The sequence below is a fragment of the Vagococcus martis genome, from assembly GCF_002026305.1.
Taxonomy (GTDB): Bacteria; Bacillota; Bacilli; order Lactobacillales; family Vagococcaceae; genus Vagococcus; species Vagococcus martis.
Genome location: NZ_MVAB01000001.1, coordinates 353,384 through 372,631 on the forward strand (window position 1 = coordinate 353,384; position 19,248 = coordinate 372,631).

A 19,248-nucleotide genomic window follows, 5' to 3' on the forward strand; every position below is an offset into this window, starting at 1 on the left:
ATATAATCGATTTAGTGTTATTTTGAAGAATGTTGGAGTAGAATGGAAACAAAAGAAAGGTGTGGTTACATGGTTAAATCTATTTCAAATGAACAAGTCAAACATATGGAGCAAAAATATCTTGCTAATCGTGAGCATTTATTAAGCCAACGTGCAGTGATGAAAAATGGTATTTTAGCCTCATCAGAAAATCAAAAAGCAGTTATTGAAAACAATCCCGTTTTCTCTATCGACTTAGATACAGGAAACGTGACAAATCAAAAACAAAGTGGTCGTTGTTGGATGTTTGCAGCCCTTAATACATTCAGACATGATGTCTTAAACAATCATCACATCAAAGACTTCGAATTATCTCAAAACTATACGTTTTTCTGGGATAAATTTGAAAAAGCAAATTATTTCTATGAAAATATTATCAAAACAAGCAACCAAGAATTAACAAGTCGTGAAGTGGCATTTTTACTAGCAACACCTCAACAAGATGGTGGCCAATGGGATATGTTAGTAGCGATTATCCAAAAATATGGGATTGTGCCAAAAACAATCATGCCTGAAACAAAAAGTAGTTCAAGCAGCCGTGAGTTAAATACTTACTTAAATAAAAAATTAAGAAAAGATGCCTTAACATTAAGAACATTAATTGCTAATGGCGCCTCTGAATCAGAGATTGAAACTCGTAAAGTTGAATTGCTACAAGAAATCTATAACTTATTAAGTACCTCTCTAGGTACACCACCAACAGAATTTGATTATTCATATTATGATACAGATGGAAATTATCATTTAGAACAAGGGCTAACTCCTACTTCTTTCTATGATAAATACATCGGCACTGACTTAAATGATTACGTCAGCATCATCAATGCCCCAACAAAAGACAAACCTTACAATCAAGTCTATACAGTTGATATGTTAGGAAACGTCGTTGGCGGAAAAGAAGTTCGTCACTTGAATGTTGATATTGAAACATTCAAAAACTTAGCTATCGCGCAATTAAAAGATGGTGAAAGTGTTTGGTTTGGGTGTGATGTTGGCCAATCTTCTACAAGAGACACTGGTATCATGGCAACAGATATATATAGCGTGCAAGATACATTAGATATTAATTATGATATGAGTAAAGCAGAACGTTTAGATTATGGTGAAAGTTTAATGACTCACGCAATGGTCTTAACAGGTGTGAATTTAATCAATGACAAACCAACTAAATGGAAAGTTGAAAACAGTTGGGGAGATAAAGTTGGAACAAAAGGATATTTTGTTATGAGTGATGATTGGATGAGTGAATATACTTATCAAGTCGTTGTGAATAAAAAATATCTTTCAGATGACTTAAAAAAAGTACTTAAAAAAGATGATGTGACAGTTTTAGCCCCATGGGATCCAATGGGTGCTTTAGCATAAAATAAAACATACTAAGATTAGAAGGTGCTGACCCAAAAGGCTTATAACAAAAATTAAGGCTCTACGTCAAATGATGTGGATGAATAAAATTAAGTGTACTTAAGCAACGAAAGTCGATTGGCTTTTGTTGCTTATTTGTTTGATTCTCCTATTTTTAATGGCTCTTTGTCAACTACTGTTGGTAAGGATTAATACGTTAGAATTTAAGGTCTAGAAAGCATTTAGTTTTCTAGATCTTTTTTGGTGATGTAAAGGCAGATTCTTTTAAACAAATTGATAGTCGTAGCTTAAAATTATAAAAACTTCTCATGCCATAGGCATTACGCTTAATGACTTTAATGTGGTTATTCATACATTCTAACGGACCGTTTGAATAAGATGTTTCAAAGGTGTTTTTTATTTCTTCTCGATATTTTTTAAATGTTTTGAAAACAGAAATAAACTCTTTAAATCCTGTTGGTTGATTAATTAATTCCAAAAATAAAGAATAATCTTTTGTTTGAATCGCTCTTAAAATTTGTTGATAGGTGCTGTAAGCCTCTGTCAATTTAGAATCATAGGTAAGTAAGCGTTCAAGTAATTCTTTTTCAGAAAGATACGCTTTAAAGGATGGACGCCAATGCTGTTGGATATAATCTAATTTGTCATAGCTTTTTTGAAGTAATTTCCAATACTTTTTAATTCGTCTATGAGGCTGACCCATTAGTCTTTAAAATAGAAAAATCCCATGAAATCAGTTTGTTAAAACACTGACTTCGTAGGATTTCTGTTTTGTTAGTTTAGTGATTTTCATTTAAAAAGTTACTTTTGGGTCAGCTTCTTCAATTAATTCTATTTTATTTTTGAGACTTTTTCATCAATATTATTGTCCATCAACACGATTTGACATAGAGCCGGATTTTTAAGTTGCTTATTTGTTTTCTTCACCATACCAATTATAATGGAACACGCCATCACGATCTTTACGTTCGTATGTATGAGCACCAAAGTAATCTCTTTGTGCTTGAATGATGTTAGCGGGTAAATCTTTTGTACGGTAAGAATCGTAGTAAGAAATAGCTGATGAAAATGTTGGGACAGGCACACCTGTTTCAACAGCCAAGGCAACAACATCACGAACTGATTGTTGGTATTTTGTTGTGATATCTAAGAAATAATCATCTAAAATAAGATTTTTAATTTCTGGATTTCGTTCATACGCATCCGTAATTTTTTGTAAGAATTGGGCACGGATAATGCATCCTGCTCTAAAGATTTTCGCAATATTACCATAGTTTAAATCCCAGCCATATTCTTCACTAGCCATACGCATTTGAGCAAATCCTTGTGCGTAACTCATGATTTTACTAAAGTATAATGCTTGACGAATTTTTTCTACAAATTCTTTTTTATCTCCAGTAAATTCTTTTACTGGTGGTGCCGGAATAATTTCACTTGCAGCGACACGTTCAGTTTTTAATGCTGAGATGTAACGAGCAAAAACAGATTCTGTAATAAGTGGTAGAGGAGTTCCTAAATCAAGTGCATTTTGACTTGTCCATTTACCAGTTCCTTTGTTACCAGCAGCATCTAAGATAACATCAACAATTGGTTTACCAGTTCCTAAATCATCTTTACGTGTTAAAATATCTGACGTGATTTCGATTAAGTAGCTATCTAACTCACCTGTATTCCATTCTTTAAAAATATCAGCAACTTCTTCAACTGATAAGCCTAAAACGCGAGTTAAGATGTCATATGATTCAGCAATTAATTGCATGTCTCCATACTCGATTCCATTATGTACCATCTTCACATAATGACCAGCTCCATTTGGTCCAATGTAAGTCACGCATGGATCTCCATCTTCAGCTTTTGCCGCAATTTGTTCAAAAATTGGTGCCACTAATTCATAGGCTTCTTTTTGTCCACCTGGCATCATAGAAGGCCCTTTTAACGCTCCCTCTTCTCCACCAGATACACCAGTACCGATAAAGTTAATACCAGAAGTTGCTAATGCTTCATTACGGCGGATAGTATCTTTGAAGTAAGTATTCCCACCATCGATTAACACATCACCCTCATCTAAAAATGGTAGTAAACTTTCGATTGTTAAATCAGTGGCTTTACCTGCTTTTACCATTAATAAAATTCGTCTTGGTGTTTCAAGAGAATTAACAAACTCCTCAATAGAATAAGTTGCAACTAAATGTTTATCAGGATGTTCTTTGATAACTTCCTCTGTTTTTGATGATGTTCGGTTAAAAATAGAAACAGTGTATCCTCTACTTTCTATATTTAACGCTAAGTTTTTCCCCATGACTGCCATACCGACAACACCAATTTGTTGTTTAGACATACATCTTCCTCCAATTCTTTTTTCAAAAAATGATACTTTTTTCTCTATATTATATCTTGCTAATAATTATAGCTTATTTTACCTAAAATATAAATAGACACGACCTTTCAAATTAAACATCACACCTAGACAATAGAAATACAGCAAAAATAATCAACAACATACTAATTATCTCGATTGGTTTTAAAACCAATCCTAAAAATAAAACTGAAAATAAAGCTGAACTTAGTGGTTCAAATGATGTTAATAAACTCGAAAATTGTGGTGGTATATATTCTGTACTTTTAAGTAAACAGATATATGAAAAAACGGTACCAATAATCACTATGACTAAAATTCCTAGTAACACACCAGGGGTAAAAGTAGGTACATCTTGCCAAATCGGTTGATAGACCTGAAAAGATACCCCACCTATTAACATACCCCAGCCTATAATAAGTGTTGTTCCATATTTTGCCATAAGTTTTCTTGGTTGAATAATATAAAAAGCACCTAAAAATGCTGATAATAATCCCCAAAACAACCCATTCGGTGAAATAGCTAATTCATTTAGGTTTCCCTTAGTCACTAATAAAAACGTTCCTAATAGAGATAACACAATACTGACAATACTTAATTTATTTGGTAATTCTTTTTTTTCGATAATAAAATAAATGACTAATAATATTGGTGATAGATATTGTAATATCGTTGCAGTCGCTGCATTACTCACTTGAATAGCCTTGAAAAAAGAATACTGCAACCCAAGTACCCCCAATACACTAAAAATAATTAATTGAATTAATTCAGTTTTATTTTTTAGAGGAGATAAGCTATCTTTATTCCCTTTTCCCATTTGATACATTAAAATTAAAAAACCCGCCACAATCATTTTAACAGCTACAAGCCAACTAGCTGATATGTGTTTTGTTGTCATCAAATATTCAGCCACTACCCCAGATGCACCCCAAAAAACTCCACCTAAAATAGCTAAAATCATACCCTTTAATTTACTACTTCCTTTTTCCATTTTTTTACCTCCCCTTATCGCTTTATTCTACAGCTTTAAGGCCCATAAAAACAATAAAAACCTAGAAATATTCTAGGTTTCCATCGTTTATTTTATGGTTAATTTTAAGTGTTCTAAATTCGTATACATAACAGACAGGTAATCTTCTCCTCCATCCATCTCTTTTTTAGTTAAACTCTCTAATGGATTAAGTTCTGAAAGTGTCGCTCCAGTTGCACTCGTAATAGTTTCGGCTACTTTTGATGACGCACTACTTTCTGTATAAATTACTTTAATATTATCTTTTTTAACTAGGTCTTCAATATTTTTTAGCTCTTTAGGTGTAGGTTCTTGATCTGGAGAAATACCTGAAATTGCCACTTGTTTTAATCCATATTGTTTAGCTAAATATGAAAAGGCTGTGTGTTGTGTGACAAATGTTTTTTGAATGGCATCTTTTGTCGCATCCACGTAAGCTTGATTTAATTTATCTAATTCCTGTGTAAAGTCAGTTGAATTCTTTTCATAGGTATCTTTGTTTGGTGTATCGACTTCAACTAAGCCTTTTGTAATCGTCTCTACTTCTTTTTTAGCCAAAACAGGATCTAACCACACATGCGGATCCAATTCATGATCATGTGAGTCTTCTCCTTCATGCTCATGTTCTTCAGTCGCTTCCATCAAGTCAATACCTTGACTTGCTTCAATCACTTTCACTTTTTTCGTATCAATAGATGCAAGGACATCTCTTACCCATGTTTCCATCTCATTTGAATTATAAATAAATACATCAGCATTTTGAATTTTGGCTAAATCTTTTGCACTTGGTTCATAATCATGTGGCTCAACACCAGCTTCTGTTAATACCGTCACCTCTGCTTTATCTCCTGTTACTTTTTTCGCAAAATCATACATTGGATAAAAAGACGTAACAACATGTAATTTATCGTCATCTTTTTTCTGTTGTGTGGTTTGTTTACCACAAGCAACAAGTAAACTAGTCAAAGCGACACCTAAAATAATTTTGGTTAATCGTTTCATTAACTCATTCCCTACTTTCTTTTAAACCGTAAACATTACTATCTAAAAATATATCATAAACGTTTTAGTAATTTATTTCAAGTAAAAACAAAAAAAGTAAAACAACTGAACGGTTTTACTTTTTTTATTCACTTTATTTTTTCTTTTTCTTATGATTTTGAGAAAAAGCATCTTTGACTTTATCAAAAAAACCTTCTTCTTGCTCCACTGCTGCTTTTTCACCATTTAGTTCAGCAAATTGACGCAATAATTTCTTTTGATCTTCGTTTAATTTTGTCGGTGTATCAACCGTAACAGTAACTTGTTGATCGCCGTTACCATTTCCACGAAGTTTAGGTGCACCTTTACCTTTTAATCTAAATGTTGTCCCTGTTTGAGTGCCAGCTGGAATTTTTAATTTGACACGTCCATGAACAGTAGGAACTTCAATCTCATCACCCAATGTTGCTTGAACAAAGGTGATGTGATGATCATAGTAAATTTCAGAACCATCTCTTTCAAATATAGGGCTATCTTCCACGCTGAAGACAACATATAAATCACCATAAGGGCCGCCATTGTATCCTGCTTCACCTTGACCAGATAGACGCATTTGTTGTCCATCTTCAACACCAGCAGGAACTGTAACCTTAACAGAATGCGATTTAATCATGCGGCCTGCACCATGACATGTTTCACATTTTTCTTTGATGATTTTTCCTGTTCCTTGACACTCATCACATGGTTGTTGACTCATCATACGACCAAGTGGCGTTTGTCTTTCAACATTGATGACACCAGAGCCATGACATTTAGGACAGTTCTCAGGATGTGTTCCTGGTTTTGCTCCAGTCCCATGACATGTTGCACACTCATCTTCACGGTTGTAACGAATACTTTTTTCTAATCCGAAAATCGCTTCATTGAACGTTAAATCTAATGTGTACTGTAAATCAGAACCCTGTCTTGGCGCATTAGGATTACTAGAACGTCCTCCACCGCCAAAAAATGATTCAAAGATATCTTCAAACCCTCCGAAACTACCACCAAAATCTTGGAAACCACCACCACCAAAACCACCAGCACCAAAGTTTGGATCAGTACTTGCATGGCCATATTGGTCATAAGCCGCACGTTTTTGTGCATCACTTAATACTTCAAATGCTTCAGATACTTCTTTAAATTTCTCTTCCGCATCGGCTTCTTTATTTATGTCAGGATGATATTTTTTGGATAGTTTTCGATAGGCTTTTTTAATCTCATCATCTGTTGCTGTTTTAGATACTCCTAAAACCTCATAATAATCTCTTTTGGCCATATATAACTAACCCTCCATTTTTTCTAAAACCTCTAAATTCGTTTAAATCATACCACAATTTAGTCAATTTTAGAATGTTTTATCATAATAATCAAGAGAAAAAGCCAAAAGCACAACGCTTTGGCTTTTTTCTTGGCTCATTATTATTTTTCGTCGTCGTTGATTTCTTCAAAGTCCGCATCAACAACATCATCCGCGCCACTTTGTGCTGCTTCTGGATTTTCTTGTGCTTGTTGTGCTGCTGCTTGTTCATATAATTTAACAGTTAAAGCTTGTACGATTTCATTTAATGCATCGCGTTTCGCTTTCATGTCTTCAATGTTATTAGCTTCTACAGCTGCTTTTAATTCATCACGAGCATCTTCTGCTTTTTTCACTTCGTCCGCATCAACTTTACCTTCTAATTCACCTAAAGTTTTGTCAACTGAGAATAATAATGCATCGATGTCGTTACGTAAATCAACTTCTTCTTTACGTTCTTTATCTGCTTCAGCATTTGCTTCAGCATCTTTCACCATACGTTCAATTTCTTCATCTGTTAAACCTGAAGATGATTTGATTGTAATAGTTTGTTCTTTTTGAGTACCTAAATCTTTCGCACTTACATTAACAATACCGTTTTTATCGATATCAAATGATACTTCGATTTGTGGCACACCACGTGGAGCTGCTGGAATATCTGTTAATTGGAATCTTCCTAATGTTTTATTATCAGCTGCCATTGGACGTTCACCTTGTAATACATGGATATCAACGGCTGGTTGGTTGTCTGCTGCTGTAGAGAAGACTTGAGATTTACTTGTTGGGATTGTTGTGTTACGGTCGATTAATTTAGTGAACACGCCACCCATTGTTTCAATACCTAATGATAATGGTGTTACGTCTAATAATACAACGTCTTTCACATCACCTGTAATTACCCCACCTTGGATAGCAGCACCCATTGCCACTACTTCATCAGGGTTAACAGATTTGTTAGGTTCTTTTTGAGTTTCTTTTCTTACAGCTTCAACTACTGCAGGAATACGAGTAGATCCACCAACTAAGATAACTTCATCAATTTCTGAAGTTGAAATGCCAGCATCCTTAATCGCTTGACGTACTGGAATTTTAGTTCTTTCTACTAAATCAGATGTTAATTCATCAAATTTCGCACGAGTTAAGTTTAACTCTAAGTGAAGAGGTCCAGCTTCTCCAGCAGTAATAAATGGTAAGCTGATTTGAGTGCTTGTTACACCTGATAAATCTTTTTTCGCTTTTTCAGCAGCGTCTTTCAAACGTTGAACTGCCATTTTATCTTTAGATAAATCAATACCATTTTCTTTTTTGAATTCTTCTACTAAGTAGTCGATGATTTTTTCGTCAAAGTCATCCCCACCTAAGTTGTTGTCACCTGCAGTTGATAATACATCAAATACGCCATCACCTAGTTCAAGGATAGATACGTCAAATGTACCACCACCTAAGTCAAACACTAACACTTTTTCATCACGGTCAGTTTTATCCAAACCATAAGCTAAAGCAGCTGCAGTTGGTTCGTTAACAATACGTTCAACTTCTAAACCAGCGATTTTACCAGCGTCTTTTGTTGCTTGACGTTGAGCATCGTTGAAGTAAGCTGGAACAGTAATAACTGCTTTATCAACTTTTTCTCCTAAATAATCTTCAGCAAATCCTTTGATGTATTGTAAAATCATCGCTGAAACTTCTTGTGGAGTGTAAGTTTTTCCTTCAACTTCTACTTTATATCCAGGTTCACCCATATGACGTTTAATAGAAGAAATTGTATTTGGGTTTGTTACTGCTTGACGTTTAGCAACTTCACCTACTTGGATTTCTCCATTTTTAAATGATACAACAGATGGTGTTGTACGGTTACCTTCTGGGTTAGTAATAATTTTTGCTTCTCCGCCTTCTAATACAGCTACTGCAGAGTTAGTTGTTCCTAAGTCAATACCGATTATTTTACTCATATTAAAAATCTCCTTTGTCTAATTGATTTATTTTTAAATGTTAAATTTATATTATTGTGTCACAATAACCATTGAAGGTCTTAAGATACGGTCATGTAAGATGTATCCTTTTTGTAACACTTGAACAATCACATCTGAATCTTGTCCATCTTCAGCTGGGACTGTTTGAACAGCTTGATGTAAGTTAGGATCAAATGCTTCACCTTGGGCTTTGATTTCCTCAATACCTGATTCCTTGAAGGCATGTAACATGCTTTCACGAACCATCTCAATTCCTTTTTTCATTGCCTCACCGTGCTCATCACTTACTTCAATCGCTAAGGCACGATCCAAGTTATCTAAAGCTGGCAACAATTCTTTTGCTAATTCCTGTGCGCGATATCTAGATGCTTCTTCACGCTCTTTTTTATGACGATTACGCATATTAGCAATTTCTGCTTGCGCTCTTAAGAATTGATCTTCCATTTTGTCCAACTCTTCTTGAAGTTTTTCTTCTAAGTTTTCTTCTGTCTCGACGTTTTCTTCTGTTTCGACCACTTCTTCTACAGTTTCATTCGTTTCTACTGTCGATTCGTCTTTTTTTTCTTCTTCCTCATTAACTTTATCAACTGATTTATCTTTCTTCACTTATGTCAGTCTCCTTTCACTCTCCACTATTTTCCAAATGTCGATAATATGTTTCTAGATGCCTAGAAAGCTCATCTGTTAAAACATTCATTACTCCTAACAGTTTCGAATAGGACATGTTAGCAGGTCCTAAAACCGCGACTAAACCTTTACCTCGTTGAAAAACATCGTATGATCCTGTCACTAAACTCATGTTTTGCAACAATTCGTTGTTTAGCTCCTCTCCAATCTTGATATCAATCTTTTCATCTGTGTCTAGGATAAGTAATTCTGTTAACTTATCTGTATCACTAATTAATGAATAAACCGATTGAAATTCGTTTGGATTAGTGATGGCTTCTGAACTTAATAAATTCATCCCACCACCAACATAGATTTGCTCATCAAATGCTTGATTGAACACATCCTCAAACAAGTACAAGATGTTACTAGAATTACTAAAGTAACGTTGGAGTACTAAAGGAATCTCTGTTCGAAGTTTGTGGTAAACTGTCAAAAGTGTTTCTCCCAACAATCGATCATTGATTATTCGAATCATTTTTTCGATATCTTCAGTTGACACTGAATGTGGAATTGAAAACACTTGACTCTCAACATATCCTTGATCAATCACAATAATCGCCATTAATTGACGAGCATTCAATGGAACAATTTGAAAACCTGTAAGCCGTCTTTCTTTTACTTCTGGCCCTAACGAGAAAGCTGTGTAACTCGTCAACTCAGATAAAATATTCGCCGACCATTCAATAATTTCATTTGTCGCATTAAATTTGCGATTAAATAATCGTTTGATGTGTTGAACATCGGTAGAACTGATCTTACTAGGATCCATTAAATGATCCACATAATAACGATACCCTTGCATTGAAGGAATTCTACCAGAAGACGTGTGCATTTTTTGAATAAGACCAAAATCTTCCAATTTAGATAACTCATTTCGAATGGTTGCTGAACTGACAGTAATGCCATTATTCATCAACGTCTTCGAGCCAACAGGTTGCCCTGTCTCAGTATAGAGCTGAACTAATAGTTGTAAGATGTGTTCTTGTCTACTACTCAACATGCGAATCACCTTCCTTATTAGCACTCTTTCTTATTAAGTGCTAACTACATTATCAAATATATCAAGGATTAATTTTTTTGTCAACTAAAAACACCTCTTTTTTAGCACTCTTTTGTCAAGAGTGCTAAAACTAAATATACTGAATTTAAAAACATTGATATATCAAGGATTTGATTCTATTATGCCATACTATTTTTTTAGCAATCACAAAAATTTGTCTGTTTATTTTGCCAAAAAAACGAGAATAACAAAAAAACAGCCTAAATTCTTCGCTTTAGACTGTTTTTTCTTATTTTTCTAATAAAAACTTCTCAAAAACATCATTTCCTAAAATCAATCCTTTATCAGTTAAAGAAATATATGAGTTTTTAATTTGTAACATATCTTCATCTATAAGTTGTTGTACTATCTCACCATAGACTGAATCAAACTTTTGTCCAAACTTTTCTTCAAAGTTAGTTAATGATACACCTTGTTTTTTTCGAAGACCTAAAAACATTTCTTCTTCCATTTGATGTTTGATAGTTAAATTTTCAGTTGTGATAGTTGGTAACTTATCTTGTCGCAATGGTTCCAAGTAATGTTGAATTGGCCCGTGATTTTTATATCGTATATTACCTAAGTAACCACTTGCCCCTGCGCCTAAACCATAATAGTGATCATTATTCCAATAAACCAAATTGTGCTGACTTTCTTTACCCGGCTCACAAAAATTACTCACTTCATATTGATGTTTTCCAGCTAAAATCATACGCTCAATCGCTCGTTCAAACATATCTCCTTCAACATCAATTCCTGGAAGATGTAACCTTCCTTGTCTTGCCCAATTATAAAACATCGTCTTATTTTCTAAAATAAGTGAATACATTGAATAATGTGGTAAATCAAGTCCGATTGCTTTATCTAATGTATCTTCAAAACTTTCCATTGTTTGATTTGGTAAGGCATATATTAAATCTATACTGACATTTGAAAAGGCCGCTTTTTCTAAAAGAGTCATAGTATCAAATACATCTTGAGCAGTGTGTTTACGTCCGATTTTCTTTAATAACCTGTCATCAAACGTTTGAACTCCCATAGACAAGCGGTTCACACCATGAGTTTGCATGACTTTTATTTTATCAAGTGTTAAATCACCAGGGTTTGCCTCCACTGTAAATTCATCAGTTGGATTAAAAGGTAATAACTCCTTTACCCCACCAAGTAAACGATCTAGCTGTTTAGCCGATAAAGAAGTTGGCGTCCCTCCACCGATATAAATCGTTTCTGTTGTATCAGATGGATATAATTCTTTTGTTAATTTTATTTCTTTTAGTAGCGCTTCGATGTATTCATCGACAGGTTGTCCTTCAATAAATACTTTATTAAAATCACAATAAAAACAAATGTGCTCGCAAAAAGGAATATGAATGTAAGCCGACGTCATACGAGTCCTCCTAAGTTATCAAAATATTCCCTTGTATCTTGTTCATCTTGTTTTAGTTGCGCGATTAATCCATCAACATTATCAAATTTTTTCTCGCCACGTAAAAAGTGTAACCATTCCACACTGACTTGCTCTCCATAAATGTCATCAGAAAAATCTAAAATATTTACTTCAATCGTCATCGGGCGATTAGTTTCAAATGTAATATTGTATCCTATTTGCGCCATACCCATATACCATTTGTTTGCTACTTTTATCTTCACAACATATACCCCACCAGTAGGTAATAATGAAAATGTTGGCACCTTAATATTAGCAGTTGGATACCCTAATAATCGACCGCGTTTATCTCCGTGTACGACAATTCCCGTTGTTTCGTAAGCATAGCCTAATAATTGATTGGCCGCTCGCATGTCTCCGATTTTCATGCATTCACGTATTGCTGTCGAACTAACTTTTTCTTCTCTATCACTCAACTTTTGTACTTCGACTATTTCAAATCTATCTTTAGCATACGTAGGTAAACTGCTCATATTGGCAACATCTTTCTTTCCATAGGTATAATCAAATCCTGCTACGACAACTTTAGCATGTAGGCCTACCATGTATTCATCGACGAAATCTTGCGGTGATAATCCTGCAAAAGATGAGGTGAATTCAATGATATATAAATAATCGACACCTAAACGCGTCATGCGCTCTTCTTTTTGTTCAATGGTTGTGATGTATTTCATTTTTTTATGATCAATTTTTTGAAACACAACTGCTGGATGATGATTAAAGGTCATAACTGCTAATTTTAATCCTTTTTCATCTGCAATTTTTTTTGCTGTATTGATAACTTCTTGATGTCCTCTGTGAACACCATCAAAAAAACCTAATGCCAATACGACATCATCTTGTGGTAATTTTTCTGGGTCATATGGATGATGAATGTTAATAATTTGCATAACAAAATACTCCTTTAATCATTTCGTATTACTTTGATTGGTTTGAACATCCCTGGTTTACTTGGATGTTTACCATATAAGCTAACTAATTGCTCATTAAAGAATAAAGCAATTAGTTGTGATGGGTCATATCCGTCAAAAAACGACTCTGGCATGACCAAACCATTTTTAATTAATTGATAATCCTTTGAACTTAATGTTTTTTTTTGAAAAGATTCAACTGCTCGCTCAAGAGGATAGAAAATATCGTCTGTTAGTCCTTCTTCAACTTTTGAACGAATGTCTTCTAAAGTTATCGCTTCTTTTGCGGTAAAACCGCCACTAGAAAGTCGTGTTAAATCTGACATGTGAGCGGCATAGCCAAGTTTTTCTCCTGTATCGACTGCTAGAGTTCTCACATACGTTCCTTTAGCACAATCTACTTCAAACTTCCATGACTGTGTTTGAGCTTCTTCATTATACTCGGGTGTCGTAAGTCTTTTATAATGATGAATTGTCGTCTGTCTTACTGGACGTTCTACTGTTTCACCTTTTCTAGCATAATCATATAACCTTCTACCATTCACTTTTACAGCCGAATACATAGGAGGAATTTGTTGAATATTCCCCGTCAATAGTGACATGGCATCATCTATTTCTTTTTCTGTCAGCGGATTGGTAATTGGTGTGTTTTCAACAATCTCACCACTTGCATCTTCTGTTTCTGTCGAAAAGCCAAGTGTCACTTCACCAATGTATACTTTATTTGATTCTTGTAAGTATTCCACAACTTTTGTGGCTTTACCGACACAAATAGGCAACACTCCATCAACATCCGGATCAAGTGTGCCACTATGACCTACTTTTTTTGTTTTTAAAATTTTTCGTAATTGGAAGACACAATCATGACTTGTCATGCCTCGTGGTTTCCATAGAGGGATAATTCCTTCCATCAATCTTCTCCTACTCTTTTCGTCATTTCCTCAATATTATAGCATACTTACATACCTAATTAAGACAAAAGGCTTTCATAAACAACAAAAAAAGGAGGAAAATCCCCTCCTTTTTATTGCTTATGAAAGTTCCCATCCCCAAGCTTGTCTCATGGCATCCATTAACTCAACAACTCGTTGGCTGACTTCACGACAATCTGGTACATGATTTAACCCTTTTTCACTTGCTAAGTGGTTTAACATATCTAATTCATAAGTAAAGACATCGCGGTCATTTCCATCTTCAATGATTTGTGTTGTCCCATTATTATAGAAAATTTCTGCTGTTGTCGCTCTTGGGAAGTCATCAATTTTTAAGAATCCTTCATCACCTGTAATCAAAATTTGTTTTGGTAGTTTCCCTCTAAAGGATAGCATGACACTTGCTAATTCATTGTTTTTAGTTTTTAACACTGTAACAGATTTTTCATCTACTCCAGTGGGTGCCATCACAACTTCTGATGAAACAAATTCGATGTCTGTTCCAAGTAAATAAACAGCTGCTGAAAGAGCATAAGGACCAATATCAAATAAGGCTCCACCACCTTTTTCAAGTGAGAAGAAACGATTATTCTCATCGTATTCTTTACAACTTCCGAATGTGATGTTAGCTGTACTTATTTTTCCTAAAACATTTTCTTTTAATAAACGACTTACTTCGTGATACATCGGCATATAAAATAACGTTACTGCCTCTAAAATCACGACATGATGTTTTTTAGCTAACTCAAATAGCTCTTTGGCTTCTTCAGCTTTTAAAACCATGACTTTTTCACACAAGACATGTTTTCCTTTTTCAATGGCTTTTTTGGCAAATTCATAATGTGTTTGGTTAGGCGTAGCGATATACACACATTCTAACTCATCGTCATTAAGAAACTCATTGTAGTCAGTATAACCATTATGAAGGTTATGTGTTTCTCTAAACGTACGCAAAGAGCGTTCATTACGATTATAAACTGAGTGAATCGTGTACTTAGAAGTATCCACCTGTGTGACAAATTCTGTTGCAATCACACCTGTTCCAACTATTCCGATATTTTTTATCAATTAAATCGCCTCCTAATTAATCTTCTTTTAGTTTATCACAATTATCTTTTTAGCGTTAATGATACACAAGATCATGTTATAAAATAAAGGCTCTATAATTTCTACTGTTGGTAACACAAGTTACCGATAGTTTTTTGTACACAAAAACATGTGATATCCGTTAGAATGAAATTGCGAAAAAACAAACTAAGGAGGATACCACATGTCATATTCACAGACTATCAAAGATATCTTAAATATACTAGACCTAAATATTATTTTTAATGAAAATTGTTTATCTACTGAAAAAATAAAAGGCGTTTTCTCTCGGATATTCCATGGTTTTTTAGAAGAATCTCCTACATGCTGTCCGCATTGTCAAAGTAATCACTCTAATATTATTAAATGGGGATATACAACTAGCCTAATTAAAATGCCTAGTGTTTCTGAATATGTCACTTATATTAGATTAAAGAAACGTCGTTTCTTTTGTAAAAAATGTGATACGACTTTTGTTTTAGATACCCCTTTTGTTTCTAGAAACAACTCTATTTCTAATAATTTAAAACGTCTCATTGCGAAACAGTTAACCTCTAAACACGCCATGAGTGATATCGCAAAACAAACGAGCGTTTCAACTTCAACTGTCTCTCGCGTATTAAAAGAGTGGTATGAACCGATTAAGAAGTATAGTTATGAACTTCCGTCTGTACTATGTTTTGATGAATTTAAATCTGTTAAAAAAGTAGCTGGTTCAATGAGTTTTATTATGATGAACGGTGAAACAAATGAATTAATTGATATTCTACCTGATCGAAGATTACCAAAATTGAGAATTATTTTAATGGCTTCTCTCTAGCTAATAGAAAACAAGTAAAATATGTCGTTTCAGATATCTATCAACCTTACATTACTTTAACTAAACGAGTGTTCCCTAACGCTAAAGTCGTTTTAGATAAATTTCATCTCGTTCAACATCTCGGTAGGGCATTTCAAAAGATACGGATTAAAATAATGACTCAATTAAAATGTAAAGATAACGGGGTTATCTATAGACGAATTAAAAAGTATTGGAAATTACTTCAAAAAAGCTATGACAAATTAGATTATATCCAACAGCATTGGCGTCCATCCTTTAAAGCGTATCTTTCTGAAAAAGAATTACTTGAACGCTTACTTACCTATGATTCTAAATTGACAGAGGCTTACAACACCTATCAACAAATTTTAAGAGCGATTCAAACAAAGGATTATTCTTTATTTTTGGAATTAATTAATCAACCAACAGGATTTAAAGAGTTTATTCCTGTTTTCAAAACATTTAAAAAATATCGAGAAGAAATAAAAAACACCTTTGAAACATCTTATTCAAACGGTCCATTAGAATGTATGAATAACCACATTAAAGTCATTAAGCGTAATGCCTATGGCATGAGGAGTTTTTATAATTTTAAGCTACGACTATCAATTTGTTTAAAAGAATCTGCCTTTACATCACAAAAAAAGATCTAGAAAACTAAATGCTTTCTAGATCTTAAATTCTAACGTATTAATCCTTACCAACAGTAGTTGACAAAGAGCCAAAATAAAAAAGCTAGAGAAAAATATTCTCTAGCTAAATGACTTAGTCTTTATTTAATCCTCTTAATAATTCATCAATATGATTTCCATATTCTACTGACTCATCTCTAACAAATGCTATTTCTGGTGTCTTGTAGATACTTAATCTATGACCTAACTCACGTCGAACTAAACCTGTTACTTTGTCTAATCCTTCTTGAGCTTTTTGTTTATCTGAGGCTTTATCACTTAATAAACTATAATAAATTGTTGCTTCTTGTAAATCACCTGTTACTTTTACGTCAGTGATGCTTACATCTTGTACTCGTGGATCACGTACTTTTTTATGTAAAATATCATTCACTTCTTTTAATATTTCTTGAGCGACACGACGATCTCGGTAATTTGCCATATGCTTATCCTCCTCATATAAATGAGCTGAATTATTTTTTAACTTCTTCCATGATATATCCTTCGATTACATCATCAACTTTTACGTCGTTGTAATTTTCTAAGGTTACACCACACTCAAATCCCATTTTAACTTCTTTAGCATCGTCTTTAAAACGTTTCAAGCTTGCTAAGTTTCCTTCATGAATTACAATGCCATCACGAATTAAACGAATACCACAGTCACGACGAATGAATCCTTCCGTTACGTAACATCCTGCAATCGTACCTACTTTAGATACATTGTAAGTTTCACGAACTTGCATTTGTCCTGTAATTTTCTCAACAAATTCAGGATCAAGCATTCCTTTCATCGCTGTTTCGATTTCTTCGATAACTTTATAGATGATTCTGTGTAAACGAATATCTACTTGCTCTTGTTCTGCTTGTGTACGAGCTTGTGCTGTTGGTCGAACGTTGAATCCGACGATAATCGCATTACTTGCAGAAGCTAATGTGATATCACTTTCGTTAATCGCCCCAACTGCTGAATGGACGATTTTAACACGTACGCCTTCAACATCAATTTTAGTTAAACTAGCTGCTAATGCTTCAGCTGAACCTTGAACGTCCGCTTTGATAATAACATTAACTTCTTTCATTTCTCCGTCTTTAAGACTTTCGAATAAGTTATCTAGTGTCACACGTTGGCTGACTTGTCGTTGTTCTAACAACGCGCGTTTCGCTCTTTCTTCACCGGCTGCACGAGCTGTTTTTTCATCTTCAAAGGTTACAAATCTATCACCAGCTTGTGGTACATCATTTAATCCTGTAATTTCAACTGGTGTTGCAGGTCCAGCTGCTTTATCACGGCGACCAATATCATTTGTCATTACACGCACACGTCCATGAGTGTTACCAACAACGATTGGGTCTTGTACATGTAGTGTTCCTTGTTGTACTAATAATGTTACAACAGGTCCCTTACTTTTATCTAAACGTGCTTCAATAACTGTACCGATTGCACGTTGTGTTGGGTCAGCTTTTAAGTCTTCCACTTCAGAAACTAGAAGAACCATTTCTAACAATTCATCAATGTTATCACCAAATTTGGCTGAAATTGGAACGAAGATAGTGTCACCACCCCATGATTCAGGTATCAAACCATATTCGCTTAATTCCTGCATTACACGATCTGGGTTAGCTGTTGGTTTATCAATTTTATTAACAGCTACGATAATTGGTACTTCAGCTGCTTTAGCATGGTTAATGGCTTCAACAGTTTGAGGCATCACACCATCATCAGCTGCGACAACTAAAATCGTAATATCGGTGATACTTGCTCCACGCGCACGCATGCTTGTAAACGCCGCATGTCCTGGTGTATCCAAGAATGTAATTGGTTTGCCATCAATATCAATTTGGTAAGCACCAATATGTTGTGTAATACCTCCAGCTTCACCTGAAGTGACTTTAGCATTTCTTAATGTATCTAACAGTGTTGTTTTACCGTGGTCAACGTGACCCATAACAGTAACAACTGGCGGACGACTAACTAATTTGTCCGGATCAACGACATCAGATTCAAAGAATTTATCAATATCTGCTACGTCTTCTTGAACTTTTTCTTCTGCTTCAATACCATAATCCGTCGCTAATAATTCAATTGTATCTTTATCTAACGCTTGGTTTTGGTTAACCATCACACCTAATAGGAATAATTTTTTAATAATTTCTGCTGGTTCACGGTAAATTTTCTTAGCAATATCTGCTACGTTCATCCCTTCAGTGTAAACTAACACTTCTGGTAATTCTTTAAATTTACGTGGTGGTACAGCTGGTTTATTAGATGTTTGATGTTTCCCTTTTTTATTGTTGCGTCGTTTGTTATTTTTGTTATAATGATTGTTTTGGTTACCTTGATAAGGACGATTACCATTGTTATTGCGGTTTCCACCTTTATTTTGGTTGTTATTATTGTTTCCAGTCGAATTATTATTTCTGTTTGGTTGACTATTAGTATTTCCAGCCGATTTTTTAGTTACATTAGCTGATGCATTTTGATTATTGTTTGATTTATTCGTTGGTTGTTGTTTGTTTTGGTTCTGATTATTCACTCGATTACCCTTACTGTTATCATTATTTTCTGATTTTTTATCAGAATGATTATTTTTTTTAGCTGGTGCTTGAC

The 19,248-nt window shown here is 34.3% G+C and carries 16 protein-coding genes and 1 pseudogene; 3 read left to right on the forward strand and 14 right to left on the reverse strand.

Features of this window, described 5'->3' with window-relative positions; all coding sequences use genetic code 11:
* Positions 1–69 precede the first annotated feature (69 nt).
* Positions 70–1,404, forward strand: coding sequence for a C1 family peptidase (locus BW731_RS01760; RefSeq protein ID WP_143592716.1), 1,335 nt, complete (start codon positions 70–72; stop codon positions 1,402–1,404).
* Positions 1,405–1,633: 229 nt separating this feature from the next.
* Here BW731_RS01760 and BW731_RS01765 read toward each other — a convergent pair whose 3' ends face one another.
* The 12 genes from BW731_RS01765 to BW731_RS01820 all read right to left on the reverse strand — a co-directional run bounded on the left by BW731_RS01765 (position 1,634) and on the right by BW731_RS01820 (position 15,128).
* The gene (locus BW731_RS01765; protein WP_079345164.1) at positions 1,634–2,107 is read right to left on the reverse strand and encodes a transposase; all 474 of its coding nucleotides are present in this window, start codon (positions 2,105–2,107) and stop codon (positions 1,634–1,636) included.
* A gap of 207 nt (positions 2,108–2,314) precedes the next feature.
* A complete protein-coding gene (gene gndA / locus BW731_RS01770; protein ID WP_079345166.1) occupies positions 2,315–3,742 on the reverse strand; it encodes an NADP-dependent phosphogluconate dehydrogenase in 1,428 nt (475 codons plus the stop codon).
* A gap of 112 nt (positions 3,743–3,854) precedes the next feature.
* Positions 3,855–4,751 carry a DMT family transporter gene (locus BW731_RS01775; protein WP_079345168.1) on the reverse strand — a complete coding sequence of 299 codons (897 nt, stop codon included), beginning with the start codon at positions 4,749–4,751 and terminating at the stop codon, positions 3,855–3,857.
* A gap of 87 nt (positions 4,752–4,838) precedes the next feature.
* Complete coding sequence (locus BW731_RS01780) at positions 4,839–5,771, reverse strand: metal ABC transporter substrate-binding protein (protein ID WP_079345170.1); 933 nt, start codon at positions 5,769–5,771, stop codon at positions 4,839–4,841.
* 133 nt (positions 5,772–5,904) lie between these two features.
* Positions 5,905–7,068 carry a molecular chaperone DnaJ gene (dnaJ, locus tag BW731_RS01785; RefSeq protein WP_079345172.1) on the reverse strand — a complete coding sequence of 388 codons (1,164 nt, stop codon included), beginning with the start codon at positions 7,066–7,068 and terminating at the stop codon, positions 5,905–5,907.
* A 143-nt stretch (positions 7,069–7,211) separates the two neighbouring features.
* On the reverse strand, positions 7,212–9,041 hold the full coding sequence (gene dnaK / locus BW731_RS01790; protein ID WP_079345174.1) for a molecular chaperone DnaK: 1,830 nt from the start codon (positions 9,039–9,041) through the stop codon (positions 7,212–7,214).
* Between the two features lie 51 nt (positions 9,042–9,092).
* Positions 9,093–9,668: a nucleotide exchange factor GrpE gene (gene grpE, locus BW731_RS01795; RefSeq protein WP_079345176.1), complete on the reverse strand. Its 576-nt coding sequence runs from the start codon at positions 9,666–9,668 to the stop codon at positions 9,093–9,095.
* A gap of 16 nt (positions 9,669–9,684) precedes the next feature.
* On the reverse strand, positions 9,685–10,731 hold the full coding sequence (hrcA, locus tag BW731_RS01800) for a heat-inducible transcriptional repressor HrcA (RefSeq protein ID WP_079345178.1): 1,047 nt from the start codon (positions 10,729–10,731) through the stop codon (positions 9,685–9,687).
* Positions 10,732–11,020: 289 nt separating this feature from the next.
* Positions 11,021–12,157 carry a radical SAM family heme chaperone HemW gene (gene hemW / locus BW731_RS01805; RefSeq protein ID WP_079345180.1) on the reverse strand — a complete coding sequence of 379 codons (1,137 nt, stop codon included), beginning with the start codon at positions 12,155–12,157 and terminating at the stop codon, positions 11,021–11,023.
* Complete coding sequence (gene ribF / locus BW731_RS01810; RefSeq protein ID WP_079345182.1) at positions 12,154–13,107, reverse strand: riboflavin biosynthesis protein RibF; 954 nt, start codon at positions 13,105–13,107, stop codon at positions 12,154–12,156. Before ribF ends, hemW begins: the two co-directional genes overlap by 4 nt.
* Before the next feature lie 14 nt (positions 13,108–13,121).
* The gene (gene truB, locus BW731_RS01815) at positions 13,122–14,039 is read right to left on the reverse strand and encodes a tRNA pseudouridine(55) synthase TruB (RefSeq protein WP_079345184.1); all 918 of its coding nucleotides are present in this window, start codon (positions 14,037–14,039) and stop codon (positions 13,122–13,124) included.
* 120 nt (positions 14,040–14,159) lie between these two features.
* Entirely contained in the window at positions 14,160–15,128 is a 969-nt protein-coding gene (locus BW731_RS01820) for a Gfo/Idh/MocA family protein (RefSeq protein WP_079345186.1), read from the reverse strand.
* A 202-nt stretch (positions 15,129–15,330) separates the two neighbouring features.
* Here BW731_RS01820 and BW731_RS12800 point away from each other — a divergent pair, with 202 nt between their 5' ends.
* Together BW731_RS12800 and BW731_RS12805 are read left to right on the forward strand one after the other, a co-directional pair.
* Positions 15,331–15,966 (forward strand): helix-turn-helix domain-containing protein, encoded by a 636-nt coding sequence (locus BW731_RS12800; RefSeq protein WP_143592717.1) that lies wholly within the window; start codon positions 15,331–15,333, stop codon positions 15,964–15,966.
* Positions 15,936–16,619 carry an ISL3 family transposase gene (locus tag BW731_RS12805; RefSeq protein WP_233120520.1) on the forward strand — a complete coding sequence of 228 codons (684 nt, stop codon included), beginning with the start codon at positions 15,936–15,938 and terminating at the stop codon, positions 16,617–16,619. Before BW731_RS12800 ends, BW731_RS12805 begins: the two co-directional genes overlap by 31 nt.
* 112 nt (positions 16,620–16,731) lie before the next feature.
* Here the strand turns inward: BW731_RS12805 and rbfA are convergent, their stop codons facing one another.
* Together rbfA and infB are read right to left on the reverse strand one after the other, a co-directional pair.
* Positions 16,732–17,079: a 30S ribosome-binding factor RbfA gene (gene rbfA, locus BW731_RS01835; protein ID WP_079345188.1), complete on the reverse strand. Its 348-nt coding sequence runs from the start codon at positions 17,077–17,079 to the stop codon at positions 16,732–16,734.
* Positions 17,080–17,110: 31 nt separating this feature from the next.
* Positions 17,111–19,087, reverse strand: a pseudogene (gene infB / locus BW731_RS01840) (translation initiation factor IF-2); the annotation flags it as partial.
* Between the last annotated feature and the right edge of the window lie 161 nt (positions 19,088–19,248).